The sequence below is a fragment of the Mesorhizobium sp. M7A.F.Ca.US.005.03.2.1 genome, from assembly GCF_003997795.1.
In the GTDB taxonomy this organism is placed as follows: domain Bacteria; phylum Pseudomonadota; class Alphaproteobacteria; order Rhizobiales; family Rhizobiaceae; genus Mesorhizobium; species Mesorhizobium ciceri.
The window spans coordinates 1-11,941 of the sequence record NZ_RZRP01000093.1; the positions used below are offsets into that span (position 1 = coordinate 1).

The 11,941-nt window shown below is 63.4% G+C and carries 13 protein-coding genes; 9 read left to right on the forward strand and 4 right to left on the reverse strand.

Annotated features, from left to right (window positions below):
• The 7 genes from EN991_RS07895 to EN991_RS07925 all read left to right on the forward strand — a co-directional run.
• Nucleotides 1-1,305: M20/M25/M40 family metallo-hydrolase (locus tag EN991_RS07895; RefSeq protein ID WP_127368517.1), on the forward strand; the 1,305-nt coding region annotated here is incomplete at its 5' end.
• Between the two features lie 124 nt (nt 1,306-1,429).
• Nucleotides 1,430-2,050 (forward strand): ribonuclease D, encoded by a 621-nt coding sequence (locus EN991_RS07900; protein WP_013529549.1) that lies wholly within the window; start codon nt 1,430-1,432, stop codon nt 2,048-2,050.
• A gap of 100 nt (nt 2,051-2,150) precedes the next feature.
• A complete protein-coding gene (locus tag EN991_RS07905) occupies nt 2,151-2,354 on the forward strand; it encodes a hypothetical protein (RefSeq protein WP_013529550.1) in 204 nt (67 codons plus the stop codon).
• Nucleotides 2,355-2,464: 110 nt separating this feature from the next.
• A complete protein-coding gene (locus tag EN991_RS07910; protein ID WP_013529551.1) occupies nt 2,465-2,719 on the forward strand; it encodes a GlsB/YeaQ/YmgE family stress response membrane protein in 255 nt (84 codons plus the stop codon).
• A gap of 25 nt (nt 2,720-2,744) precedes the next feature.
• Entirely contained in the window at nt 2,745-2,891 is a 147-nt protein-coding gene (locus EN991_RS07915) for a hypothetical protein (protein WP_013529552.1), read from the forward strand.
• 18 nt (nt 2,892-2,909) lie between these two features.
• Nucleotides 2,910-3,824 carry a hypothetical protein gene (locus EN991_RS07920; protein ID WP_127368518.1) on the forward strand — a complete coding sequence of 305 codons (915 nt, stop codon included), beginning with the start codon at nt 2,910-2,912 and terminating at the stop codon, nt 3,822-3,824.
• A 169-nt stretch (nt 3,825-3,993) separates the two neighbouring features.
• Nucleotides 3,994-6,261 carry a transglycosylase domain-containing protein gene (locus tag EN991_RS07925; protein ID WP_127368519.1) on the forward strand — a complete coding sequence of 756 codons (2,268 nt, stop codon included), beginning with the start codon at nt 3,994-3,996 and terminating at the stop codon, nt 6,259-6,261.
• Nucleotides 6,262-6,270: 9 nt separating this feature from the next.
• Here EN991_RS07925 and EN991_RS07930 read toward each other — a convergent pair whose 3' ends face one another.
• The gene (locus EN991_RS07930) at nt 6,271-6,636 is read right to left on the reverse strand and encodes a nuclear transport factor 2 family protein (RefSeq protein ID WP_027161316.1); all 366 of its coding nucleotides are present in this window, start codon (nt 6,634-6,636) and stop codon (nt 6,271-6,273) included.
• Between the two features lie 161 nt (nt 6,637-6,797).
• Here EN991_RS07930 and EN991_RS07935 point away from each other — a divergent pair, with 161 nt between their 5' ends.
• Nucleotides 6,798-7,550, forward strand: a complete 753-nt coding sequence (locus EN991_RS07935; protein WP_013529556.1) for an SDR family oxidoreductase — start codon at nt 6,798-6,800, stop codon at nt 7,548-7,550.
• A 13-nt stretch (nt 7,551-7,563) separates the two neighbouring features.
• Here EN991_RS07935 and EN991_RS07940 read toward each other — a convergent pair whose 3' ends face one another.
• Nucleotides 7,564-8,484: a zinc-binding dehydrogenase gene (locus EN991_RS07940; RefSeq protein ID WP_127368520.1), complete on the reverse strand. Its 921-nt coding sequence runs from the start codon at nt 8,482-8,484 to the stop codon at nt 7,564-7,566.
• Between the two features lie 137 nt (nt 8,485-8,621).
• Here EN991_RS07940 and EN991_RS07945 point away from each other — a divergent pair, with 137 nt between their 5' ends.
• Complete coding sequence (locus EN991_RS07945) at nt 8,622-9,431, forward strand: helix-turn-helix transcriptional regulator (RefSeq protein ID WP_127368521.1); 810 nt, start codon at nt 8,622-8,624, stop codon at nt 9,429-9,431.
• A gap of 70 nt (nt 9,432-9,501) precedes the next feature.
• On the opposite strand, the gene ybaL is transcribed toward EN991_RS07945, so the two are convergent.
• Together ybaL and EN991_RS07955 are read right to left on the reverse strand one after the other, a co-directional pair.
• Nucleotides 9,502-11,298 carry a YbaL family putative K(+) efflux transporter gene (gene ybaL, locus EN991_RS07950; protein ID WP_127368522.1) on the reverse strand — a complete coding sequence of 599 codons (1,797 nt, stop codon included), beginning with the start codon at nt 11,296-11,298 and terminating at the stop codon, nt 9,502-9,504.
• 218 nt (nt 11,299-11,516) lie between these two features.
• On the reverse strand, nt 11,517-11,939 hold the full coding sequence (locus tag EN991_RS07955; RefSeq protein WP_245460917.1) for a host attachment family protein: 423 nt from the start codon (nt 11,937-11,939) through the stop codon (nt 11,517-11,519).
• Between the last annotated feature and the right edge of the window lie 2 nt (nt 11,940-11,941).

Sequence of the window (11,941 nt, forward strand, 5' to 3'; positions counted from 1 at the left end):
ATCAAGTCCATCTCCACCGATCCAGCCTATGCCGCCGACTGCCGCAAGGCGGCGGAATGGCTGGTGGCCGAACTCGAGCTGATCGGCTTCGACGCCAGCGTTCGCGACACGCCCGGCCACCCGATGGTGGTTGCGCACCATGACGGCCCGGCCGGTTCGCCGCATGTGCTGTTTTACGGCCATTATGACGTTCAGCCGGTCGACCCGATCGAATTGTGGGAAAGCGATCCGTTCGCGCCTGCTGTCAAGGAGGTCGGGCCGGACCACAAGGTGATCGTCGGTCGGGGGTCGGCCGACGACAAGGGCCAGTTGATGACCTTCGTCGAGGCTTGCCGCGCCTGGAAACAGGTGCATGGCAATCTGCCTTGCCGCATCACCATCCTGTTCGAGGGCGAGGAGGAATCCGGTTCGCCTTCGCTGAAGCCGTTCCTCGAGGCCAATGCCGGCGAACTCAAGGCCGATTTCGCGCTGGTCTGCGATACCGGCATGTGGGATCGCGACACGCCGTCGATCTGCGTCGGATTGCGCGGGCTGGTGGGTGAGGAGATCACGGTGAAGGCCGCCGACCGCGACCTGCATTCGGGCCTCTATGGTGGTGCCGCCGCCAACCCGATCCGCATCCTGGCCAGGGTGCTGGCCGATATCCACGACAAGGACGGCCACATCACCATTCCCGGCTTCTATGATGGCGTCGAGGAAACGCCGTCGCAGATCCTGAAATCATGGGAGACGCTCGGCGAGACTGCCGAGACGTTCCTGGGACCGGTCGGCCTGTCGATCCCGTCGGGCGAAAAGGGCCGCTCCGTGCTGGAATTGACCTGGGCGCGGCCGACGGCCGAATTCAACGGCATCATCGGCGGCTATACCGGCAAGGGCTTCAAGACGGTGATCGCGGCCGAAGCCTCGGCGAAGGTCTCGTTTCGCCTCGTCCACAAGCAGGACCCGAAAAAAATCCGGGCCGCGTTCCAGAAGTTCGTCAAGGAGCGCATTCCGGCCGACTGTTCCGTCGAATTCCATCCGCATGGCGGCTCGCCGGCAATCCAGCTTTCCTACGACTCGCCCTTCCTGGCCAAGGCCAAGAATGCGCTGTCCGACGAATGGCCGAAGCCGGCGGTAACGACGGGCAGCGGCGGCTCCATTCCGGTTGTCGGCGATTTCCAGACCTATCTCGGCATGGAATCGCTGCTGGTCGGGTTCGGCCTCGACGACGACCGCATCCACTCGCCCAACGAGAAATACGAGCTCAGCTCCTTCCACAAGGGCCAGCGCTCCTGGGCGCGGATTCTCGATGCCTTGACGCGCTGAGCAGCGGCACCCCTGTTTTCCTGTTGATTTTTCAGCCGATCGCGGCGAGGACGGGCCACAAGATAAAGCGCTGCAGCATCCCCTGCGGGTCAGGGGACACTATAGGGCTCGACCGGAGAAGATAATGGCCGATATCCGTTTCCATAAAAACGACCTGCCCGACCTCTCGCACTACAATGTCGGGGCAGTGGCCATCGACACCGAAACGCTCGGGCTCAATCCGCATCGCGACCGGCTGTGCGTGGTGCAGATTTCGCCTGGCGACGGCAGCGCCGACGTCATCCAGATCGCGCCCGGCCAGAAGAAGGCGCCGAACCTCGTCAGCCTGCTGAGGAACCGCGGCGTAACCAAGCTGTTCCACTACGGCCGCTTCGATCTTGCCGTTCTCTACAATGCGTTCGGCGTCATGCCGGAGCCGGTGTTCTGCACCAAGATCGCCTCGCGGCTGACCCGCACCTATACCGACCGCCACGGGCTCAAGGACATCTGCTTCGAGCTTCTCGGCGTCGGGCTGTCCAAGGCGCAGCAATCGTCGGACTGGGCGGCCGAGACGCTGTCGCCCGAACAGCTCGAATATGCGGCTTCCGACGTGCTCTATCTGCACCGGTTGCGCGATGTGCTGGCCGGACGGCTGGCGCGCGATGGGCGGACCAAGGAGGCCGATGCCTGCTTCCGCTTCCTGCCGACGCGTGCCAAGCTTGACCTGATGGGCTGGGACGAAGAGGATATCTTCGCCCATAGCTGAGGGCCGTGGGCGCGCTCCGCGGGCCGGTGACCGTTTGGAACCGGATACAGGCCGTCGCGTTCTGTCGGCTCAGTTTGTCGGTGCAATTGGGGATAATGACATGGCGGACAGAAAGCCGATTGCGACCGCGCCGACAGACGGCTCCAAGGTCTCCGTGACCTGGAAGGACAGCGACGGCGTCATCAACGAATCCATCGCGCAATATCGCGACGACGGCTGGTGGGTCTATATCGACAGTCACACGCAAAAGAAGGTCGAGCCGACCAGCTGGCGCCCTGCCGCAAGCGACGACGACGATCAATGAGCGCGCCGCTGGTGAGGCCGGCTGCTTTCGAATAGCCTGAAGCCGTTGATATCGAGGCCGATTCGGGGCTTTCCGGTCCGCGGTCGCCCTCTTGCTCGGAGGAAATCGCTATGGGTGTCGAAAGCCTGCTCGTCTTCATCATCATCGGTGCCATCGCCGGCTGGCTCGCCGGTCTCATCGTTTCCGGCTTCGGCTTCGGCCTGATCGGCAACATCATCGTGGGCATCGTCGGTGCGTTCATCGCCGGCTGGCTGTTTCCGCGGATCGGCTTTTCCATCGGCGGCGGCACTCTCGCCGCGATCATCCATGCCACGATCGGCGCCATCATCCTGCTGGTGCTGGTCAAGGTTCTGAAACGAGCCTGAGGCTCGACAACGCAAAGAGCGCGCCATGAAACAGAATACGCTCTATCTCGTCATCGGCGCGCTCGTCGTCGTGGTCATCGCGCTCGGCATCTATGTCTATCGCGAGCAGACCAAACCCAAGGGCGTCGAGCTCAAGATCGACGACAAGGGCATTTCGATCCAGCAGAACTAAGCTATGCGGGGGCGCGACATGGTTGCTTCTGACGCCCCGGAAGACGTCGATCAGCCTGGAATCACCGTGGCGGAATGGGAGAGGCTGAACAGGCCGCCAAGGCGCGAGGCGCTGCTGCGCTATCGTTGGCGGGTGTTTCGCTTTCTGAGGACATCCGCACCGGTCAGCGAATTGCAGGGGCAAGAGCAGGTATTCCGCGATGCGGTCGTCGCCACCGTGGCCTTCAACCGGCCCGAAATGATCGAATGGCAGATCCACCTGGTACGCCGATACCTGGCCGAGCACGAAAGCTACATCGTTTTCGACAACAGCAACAAGGGCGAGGCAAGGAAAGCAATCCGCGATCTCTGCCGTCGCCAGCATGTCCCCTATGTCGCATTGCCGAAGAACAGACTGGTCGTCAGCAGATCGCACGGTCAAGCGCTCAACTGGATCGTGCGGAATTTCTTGCCCAGGTTCGGGCCGAAGCTGTTCGGCTTCATCGATCATGACATCTTTCCGACTGAACCGTTTTCGATCCGCGCCCGGATGGAGGGCAAAAGCCTCTACGGCAGCGTGCGGCGCGACACGCCGACGCCAGGCGGCTGGTTCCTGTGGCCCGGCTTCTGTTTTTTCGACGGAAGCCTGTTGCGGCGACGGCTGGATTTCGCCCCGAGCTACAAGTTTCATATGGATTCCGGCGGCGGCAACTGGCCTGTGCTCTACAGGTCGATCGATCCGGCGCTGATTCGATCCGCTGAAAACAAATCGCTTCGCTTCGGCGCCGGACATGATCAATCCGAGGATTTTTTCATGATGGTCGATGGCTGGCTGCACGTCACGAACGCCTCGAACTGGAGGCGACAGCCGGTTGACAGGGGCGAACACATTGTCGCGCTGTTGCGGCAAGCCGGCGGTCCCGACCAGCCGGATGTGAAGTTCGAGCCCATCTGAACGAGACAGCGAACAGCGTGGTGTCAGTAACCTGCAAAGAGCAGACGCTGGCCTTTTTGGCTGCCCAACCCCAAGGCCGGCATTCGAACACGACTTAACCCGCCCTTAAATCGCCGCATCTACTCTTCAACCCGAACGCCATAGGCATCGGGGACATCAAGCACAGCGCATGGCGAACCGCAGAGACAGTCGCATCGAACCCAGTTTCGAGGGGCCGCCGCAGGCGCGGTCCTCGGCGGGTCTTTCGGTGAACGAGGAGGATCGCGTCGTGCCGAGCAATCGCAAAGCCTCCGCAAAACGCAAGCCGGCCAAAGGGAAATCGTCGCGGGTCAAGCGCGGCAGAAGCCGGCGCGGCCTGTTCGGCGTGCTCGGCCGGCTGTTCTACTGGTGCTTCGTGCTCGCCATCTGGGGCGGCATCGCCGTGGCCGGCATCGTCATCTACTACGGCGCCAAGATGCCGGCGGCGACGACCTGGTCGATTCCCGACCGCGCCCCCAACATCAAGATCGTCTCGGCAGATGGCCAATTGCTCGCCAATCGCGGCATGAGCGGCGGCGAGGCGGTCGGCCTGCACGAAATGTCGCCCTATATCCCGGAAGCCGTCATCGCCATCGAAGATCGGCGCTTCTACTCGCATTTCGGCATCGACCCGATCGGGCTTTCCCGCGCCATGGTCACCAATGTGCTTGGCGGGCATTTCTCGCAGGGTGGCTCGACGCTGACCCAGCAATTGGCCAAGAACCTGTTCCTGACACCCGACCGCACGCTGGAGCGCAAGGTGCAGGAAGTGCTGCTGGCGCTATGGCTGGAGCACAAGCACACCAAGGACCAGATCCTCGAAATGTACCTGAACCGGGTCTATTTCGGCTCCGGCGCCTATGGCGTCGAAGCGGCCTCGCGCCGCTATTTCGGCAAGAGCGCGCGCGACGTCACCCTGTCGGAAGCCGCATTGCTTGCCGGCCTGCTGAAGGCGCCGTCGCGGCTGTCCCCGGCACGCGATCCGAAGGCCGCCGAGGAACGCTCGCAGCTGGTGCTTGCCGCCATGCGCGACGAGGGCAAGATCAGCGCCAAGGAACTGACCTCGGCGATGAGCGCGCCGGCAACGCGTGCGCCTTCCTATTGGACCGGCTCGGAGAATTACGTCGCCGATACCATCATGGAGGAACTGCCCGACCTGATCGGCGACGTACGCGGCGATATCGTCATCGACAGCACCGTCGACCTGAACCTGCAGAAGCTCGCCGAGCAATCGATCCGCAGGCTGATCGACGACAGCGGCAAGAAACTCAACGTCAGCCAGGGCGCCCTGGTGTCGATCGACGATTCCGGTGCGGTGCGCGCCATGGTCGGCGGCTACGACTATTCGACCAGTCAGTTCGACCGTGCTTCGGAGGCACGTCGCCAGCCGGGCTCGGCATTCAAGCCGTTCGTCTATATGGCCGCTCTTGAAGCCGGCCGCACGCCCGACAGCATCCGCAACGATGCGCCGATCAAGATCGGCAACTGGACGCCCGACAATTACGGCGGCAAGTATTTCGGCAAGGTGACGCTGGCCACCGCGCTGGCCAAGTCTCTGAACTCGGTGGCAGCGCAGCTGACCATGGAGGTTGGGCCGAACGCGGTTGTCGAGGCGGCGCACCGCATGGGCATCCAGTCCGACCTGACAGCCAACACCTCGATCGCGCTCGGCACTTCGGAAGTGACGCCGCTGGAGTTGACATCGGCCTATGTCCCCTTTGCCAATGGCGGCTACAAGCCCGACATCCATTTCATCCGGCGCGTGACGACCACCGAGGGCAAAGTGCTTTACGACAGCGGCGGCGGCAGCGCGCCGCGCGTCGTCAAGCCTGAGATCGTCGGCATGATGAACTCGATGATGACGGGCACGGTTGAGATCGGCACTGCCCGGAAAGCGGCTTTCGCCTGGCCATCGGCCGGCAAGACCGGCACCAGTCAGAATTCGCGCGACGCCTGGTTCGTCGGCTACACCGCCAATCTCACCACCGGTGTGTGGTTCGGCAATGATGATGGCAGCCCGATGAAGAAGGTCACCGGCGGCGCACTGCCGGCGCAGGCCTGGCACGAGTTCATGGTTGCGGCCCACGAGGGTGTGCCGGTGCGGCCGCTGCCCGGCACCTGGAAGTCGACGCCGGCCGACACAATCGTCCCCGACGAGATACCCTCGGCGAACAACACGGCGCCGGTTCCGTCCACGTCGGTCGGTCAGCAGGCACCGGCGCGGCCAGCAGCGCCGGTTGCCCAAGCGCCAGCGCCGGTCCGCGCGGCTCGTCCCGCCCAAACCGTCGATGCCGATGGCCTTTCCATGCCGGGGGATGACGGCGCCACCGCGTCGATCAAGCACCCGGTGCCGCCAGGCGACGTTGGCGGCCCGCGCAAGAAGCGGCAGACCTCGATCCTCGACCTCCTTGGCGGCTGAGTAGACCTGCTAATTCGCCTTTGGTTTGGCGCTGCCCAGCTTCTTGCTGTCAAAGGTCAGTTTGTCGCTGTGAATTTTGCCGTCGCTGATGGTGAGGTGCTTGGCGCAGGAAAGCGCGCCGGACGACTCTGTCATCAAGTCATACATTAGCAGCGCCTGGTGGTCGTCTCCGAAGGCCGCGATCATGCGCACACCGGTCACATCCTGTGAAAGTTTGGTCAGGCCCTCGAGGTAGGGGGCCTTGCCAGTCGACTGTTGCATCGGCCCATCAAAAACGACGTCGTCGGCGACATAGGATGCTGCCTTTTCGAGGTCGTGTCCTGTCCACGCTTTGGTGAAGGCGGTGGCGATGTCGAGGGGTGCTGTCTGTGTCATGACTTTGTCCTGATAGATTGATTCAGAACCCCGCACCCTTTCCGCATTCAAGGACCAACGGCGAGCCGGCTTCCCGGTTCCTCCTTTGAGGTGAATGGTGACATTTCGGCCTCTCGCCACCTCGGCGGCGTTCGGCTACATCTGCCGGCTGGAGACCTGAAATGACTGAGCTCGACACCCGAAAGACCATCGTGCTGACCGGCGCCAGCCGCGGCATCGGCCACGCCACCGTCAAGCGTTTTTCGCGCGAGGGCTGGCGCGTCATCACCTGCTCCAGGCAGGCTTTCGCCGAGGACTGCCCGTGGCCGGCCGGGCCGGAAGACCACATCAAGGTCGATCTCGCCGATCAGGAGGATGTCGGCATCGCCGTCTCCGAAATTCGCCACCGGCTGGAAGCGCATGGCGGCCAGTTGCATGCGCTGGTCAACAATGCCGGCATTTCGCCGAAGCTCAAGGACGGCAACAGCCGCATGAATTCGATCGACACGCCGATGCATGTCTGGCGCGACGTGTTCCAGGTTAATTTCTTCGCGCCGATCATGCTGGCGCGCGGGCTGTTCAAGGAACTGGCGGCGGCCAAGGGCTCGATCGTCAACGTAACCTCGATCGCCGGAACCCGCGTGCATCCTTTCGCCGGCACGGCCTACGCGACATCGAAGGCGGCACTCGGCTCGCTGACGCGCGAGATGGCGCATGATTTCGGTCCGCACGGCATCCGCGTCAACGCGATTGCGCCGGGCGAAATCGATACCGCGATCCTGTCGCCGGGCACGGACAAGATCGTCGAGACCATTCCTCTCAGGCGCCTTGGCACCACGGCCGAAGTCGCCGACATCATCTTTTTCCTGTGCTCGCAGCAGGCGTCGTATGTGACTGGCTCGGAAATCCACATCAATGGCGGCCAGCACGTGTGACAAAACAGGATGCTCATCCTGTTATGGTGAGAACAGCCTTGCCGCTGAAGCTGCGCTGGCGCAGTGCGTCCAGCGCTTGAGCGACGTCTGTCCACGGCGCCGTCAAGGCCACGCGCGTTTCGAGCCGGCCGGCTGCGACCAGAGCGAGCAGTGAGGCGATGTCCTCGCCAATGCCTGGACCAGACGTGTAGTACGCAAAAGTCTGAAGCCTTGCCCCTTCATGATCCGGAATGAACTGGCGGAATCCGACGGGCGTCAGCTCGCCGCTGCTCGAACCGAACATGACGATGGTCCCGCCAGGTGCGATACGTTCGATCGCGCGTGCGAGGCTTTGGCCGCCGACCGACTCGGTGATCAGCGAGAACGGCCCCTCGGCCAGATCGATCGCTTCGACAACCTGCCGGGCTCCGAGGCCGCGGAGATCGTCGGCGTGCCGGGCCGCGGCGATTGCCGTCACCGAGGCGCCTTGCTCGCGGGCGATCTGGATCTGAAAACGGCCGACCGCTCCGCTTGCACCGGTGATCAACACCTGCTGGCCGGCGAGGTCGCCGCCATGGCGTAGAGTCCTTAGTGCCGTCGTACCGGCGACAGGAAGCGTGGCTGCGGAAACGAAACTGACGTCATCCGGCAGGACGGCGAGACGGTCGATTGGGACTGCGATGCGTTCGGCCCAACCGGCCTCGTCGACCAAAGCAACAACCCGGGCGCCGACGGCTGGCCCGGAACCATCGGCTGCTCTTCGTTCGACAATCCCCGCGATGTCCTGGCCGGGTGTCCAGCCCTCGGGGCGTATGGCAAGCAGGCGCAGTTCGCCCCGGTTCAACGAAGTTGCGTGGACAGAGACAAGCGCTTCGTTCGAAGCCGGTTGAGGCTCGGCGATGTCGGCGAGCCTCAACCCGGTCGCGCTTTCGGGAGAGATGACCAGGGCGAGCATGGCATACCTTGTTGCTGGCTTGTCGGTGCCAGCTTGCTGTGGAAAGCACGGCAAGCTGAGTACGAGCCGGAGCTTATCGACTTTCGCTGTTAAAGAATTTAGCTATCATGGCGTTTAATCGCTAATAACAGTCAACCATGAGACAACCCCTCAGCTACCCCTGGCTCGATCTCGATGTGGATGACCCTGCCGCGCCGGCGATTGCCGTGCGCGTCGACATCCCCGACACCAGAGCGGAAGTCCCCGCCCATCGGCACCGCAAAGGCCAACTCGTCTTCGCACTCGGCGGCGGCGTCACATGCCGCGTTCCAAGCGGTCTATGGATGGTGCCGCCGCATTGCGGGGTGTGGATCCCCGGCGGCATGGAGCACAGCAATGTCGCAACCGCCAACGCCCGGATTTTCTTCGTCTACATAGAGCCGGGAGCCGCCGATCTGCCGGAGCGGTGCTGCACGCTTTCAATCTCGCCCCTGCTGCGCGAATTGATCATCGAGCTTTCCGATCGGGTGGAGGATGACGGGGCGAGGGGCGAACTCTTGACCAAGATGCTGCTCACCGAATTGCCACGCATGCCTGTCCAGCAATTGCACCTGCCGATCTCGTCCGACCCACGCTTGAACAGGATCGCCGAAGCGTTGGCGCAAGACCCTGCCGACCGCAGCACACTGGCGGAATGGGCCAACCGCATCGCGCTCAGCGAGAGCAGCCTCGCCCGCCTTGTGGCAAAGGAGACGGGGCTGAGTTTCGGGCGCTGGCGCCAGCAATTGCACTTGATCGTTGCAATTCGGGAACTGGCTTCCGGCAAGAGTGTCCAGCAGGTCTCGGGCGATCTCGGCTATGGTTCCGTTACGGCCTTCATCACCATGTTCAAGAAGGCGCTTGGGAAGCCGCCGGCCAAATACCTCAGCGGTATCGCGCAAAATGGCGGCTCTGCATTCGTGGCGTGATGCTCGCTTGAAAGGGTGGTCGAGCCGATCACGTTGCCAGCGTGCGAGAGTGCAGCTTGGGCTTTGGGACTCAGGCCACCGACGGCTCGGCGGTTTCGCGCCTCAACCCCGGTTTGGAACCGAGAACTTCTTCCACAATCCCGCGCGCAATCTCGCGCTCGCCCATGATCACCGTATCGGCGCCCAAACCCTTGAGATGTTCGACCTCGGCATCGGAATGGGCACGGGCGATGACGTTGATAGCGGGATTGGCGGCGCGGGCGCGGAGCACGATCTGGCCGGCTTCGAAGGCATTGGGGATCGCAAGGATCAGCCGGCTGGCGCCCTCGGGATTGGCGGCGGCGAACACTTCGGCATTGGCCGCATTGCCGGCGACGGTCTCGACGCTGTCCGCTTTCAGCTTCGCCAGCGTCTTGTCGGCGTCCTCGATGACCAGGAAGGGCATTGCCGCGCCTTTCAGGGCCGAGCCGACCAGGCCACCGACACGGCCGTAGCCGATCAGGATGGCATGGCCGGTGAGTGCCGTCTTTGGCGGCGGCCCGTCCTCCTTTTTCGCCGCTGCCGCGACAGAGGCCACCTGGCCCGGCTCCGTCGCCGGACCAACCGGTTTTGCCTCGACCGGTGGTGCCGTCCTGGCGGCGCGCCGTTCCAGCCACGGCTTCATCCAGTCGATGGCCAGGAACATCAGCGGGTTGAGGACAATCGACAGGATCGCACCGGCCAGAATGAGGTCGCGGCCCTGTTCCGGCAGCAGCTTCAGCCCGACGCCGAGTTCAGCCAGGATGAAGGAGAACTCGCCGATCTGGGCGAGGCTTGCCGAGATTATCAGCGCCGTGGCGATGGGATAGCCGAAGGCAACAACGATGGCGAACGCGGCCAGTGATTTGCCGATGACGATGATGGCGAGCGTCGCCAGGATCGGCCAACCATTGCTGATCAGGCTGAACGGGTCGAACAGCATGCCGACCGAGACGAAGAACAGCACGGAGAAGGCATCGCGCAGCGGCAGCGATTCTTCCGCCGCGCGGTGGCTGAGTTCGGATTCGCTCATGATCATGCCGGCGAAGAAGGCGCCCAGCGCCAGCGAGACACCGAACAGTTTGGCCGCACCGAAGGCGACGCCGAGCGCGATGGCCAGAACCGCCAGCCGGAACAGTTCGCGCGAGCCGGTATGGGCGACATAGTGCAGGATCCAGGGAATGACCCGGCGGCCGACCACCAGCATGACGATGACGAAAGCGGTGACCTTGGCCAGTGTGATGCCGACGACGCCCCAGATGCCGTAGCTGGCCGGCAGCGACAGCAGGCCGCTGGCATGGGCGTCGGCCTGCTCCTGGCCGCCGAGCACGCCAGCGAGCGCCGGCAGCAGCACCAGCGCCAGCACCATGGCCAGATCCTCGACGATCAGCCAGCCGACGGCGATGCGGCCGCGCTCGGTCTCGATCATCCGCCGTTCCTGCAGGGCACGCAGCAGCACCACGGTCGAGGCGACCGACAACGCCAGGCCGAACACCAGCCCCGCGCCCATCGACCAGCCGAGCATCCAGGCAAGACCAGCGCCAAGCGCGGTGGCAAAGCCGATCTGGACGATGGCGCCCGGCACGGCGATGGCACGCACCGACAGCAGATCCTTGAGCGAGAAGTGCAGCCCGACGCCGAACATCAGCAAGATGACGCCGATTTCGGCCAGTTCGTTGGCAAGCCCGGCATCGGCGACGAAGCCGGGCGTGTTCGGCCCGACCAGCACGCCGGCTATGAGATAACCGACCAGGGGCGGAATGCGGAAGCGGTTGGCGAGAGCCCCGAAGACGAAAGCCAGCCCCAGACCGGCGACGATGGTGGCGATAAGGGGCGTGTCATGCGGCATTGTCTATGGAGCGCCTTTCAAGTCAGCGATGTTGGATGAGCGCCGCCCAAGGCCGCCGCCTGTTTGCAATATGATGGATGGTATGTCGGCGATGCAACCCGCAAAGCCGTGAAATCGACGGCGCTGCCGCGAAAATTTGACCGGCAGCTGAGAAGCTGCCGGCCGGATCGGAATTTGTGCGGAGCTATTCGTCTCGATTCGTCAGGGCCGATCGATGATCAGGCTGCCCGCAGCAAGGCCTCGATTTCCGGTATGGCATGGTTGGTCAATGTCTTGGGAATTTCGGCGGTCACCTTGTCCCCGACCTCCTTGTGCAGCTTTTTGCGCATTGTCCCAAGCACCACCGGCGGCGCGACGAGCACGATCTCGCTGAACTCGCCGTCATGCGCGAGCTTGTAGAGCCGGGCGGCGATTTCATCGGCAAAACGCTCCTTGCCGATGCGGTGCCAGTCCGTATCCTCGACTGCGCTGCGGTGTACGGAGGGACCATCACTGTATCGGCCGGGGCTGTCACTGCCTTGCTCGCGGGTGGGCGGGTTGTCCTGCTGCATTTCCTGCACCACCTCGAGATTCGGATATTTGTTGTCACCGGCGTTCCTGAGGAAAAGCGCCTTCTCGCCATCGGCCACGATCACCCAGATAC

Excerpts from the sequence above, each read along its gene's own strand:
- EN991_RS07900 (WP_013529549.1), top strand. The coding sequence starts at position 1,430 with ATGGCCGATATCCGTTTCCATAAAAACGACCTGCCCGACCTCTCGCAC.
- EN991_RS07920 (WP_127368518.1), top strand. The coding sequence starts at position 2,910 with ATGGTTGCTTCTGACGCCCCGGAAGACGTCGATCAGCCTGGAATCACC.
- EN991_RS07915 (WP_013529552.1), top strand. The coding sequence starts at position 2,745 with ATGAAACAGAATACGCTCTATCTCGTCATCGGCGCGCTCGTCGTCGTG.
- EN991_RS07930 (WP_027161316.1), bottom strand. The coding sequence starts at position 6,636 with ATGACACAGACAGCACCCCTCGACATCGCCACCGCCTTCACCAAAGCG.
- EN991_RS07905 (WP_013529550.1), top strand. The coding sequence starts at position 2,151 with ATGGCGGACAGAAAGCCGATTGCGACCGCGCCGACAGACGGCTCCAAG.
- ybaL (WP_127368522.1), bottom strand. The coding sequence starts at position 11,298 with ATGCCGCATGACACGCCCCTTATCGCCACCATCGTCGCCGGTCTGGGG.
- EN991_RS07910 (WP_013529551.1), top strand. The coding sequence starts at position 2,465 with ATGGGTGTCGAAAGCCTGCTCGTCTTCATCATCATCGGTGCCATCGCC.
- EN991_RS07925 (WP_127368519.1), top strand. The coding sequence starts at position 3,994 with ATGGCGAACCGCAGAGACAGTCGCATCGAACCCAGTTTCGAGGGGCCG.
- EN991_RS07935 (WP_013529556.1), top strand. The coding sequence starts at position 6,798 with ATGACTGAGCTCGACACCCGAAAGACCATCGTGCTGACCGGCGCCAGC.
- EN991_RS07940 (WP_127368520.1), bottom strand. The coding sequence starts at position 8,484 with ATGCTCGCCCTGGTCATCTCTCCCGAAAGCGCGACCGGGTTGAGGCTC.
- EN991_RS07945 (WP_127368521.1), top strand. The coding sequence starts at position 8,622 with ATGAGACAACCCCTCAGCTACCCCTGGCTCGATCTCGATGTGGATGAC.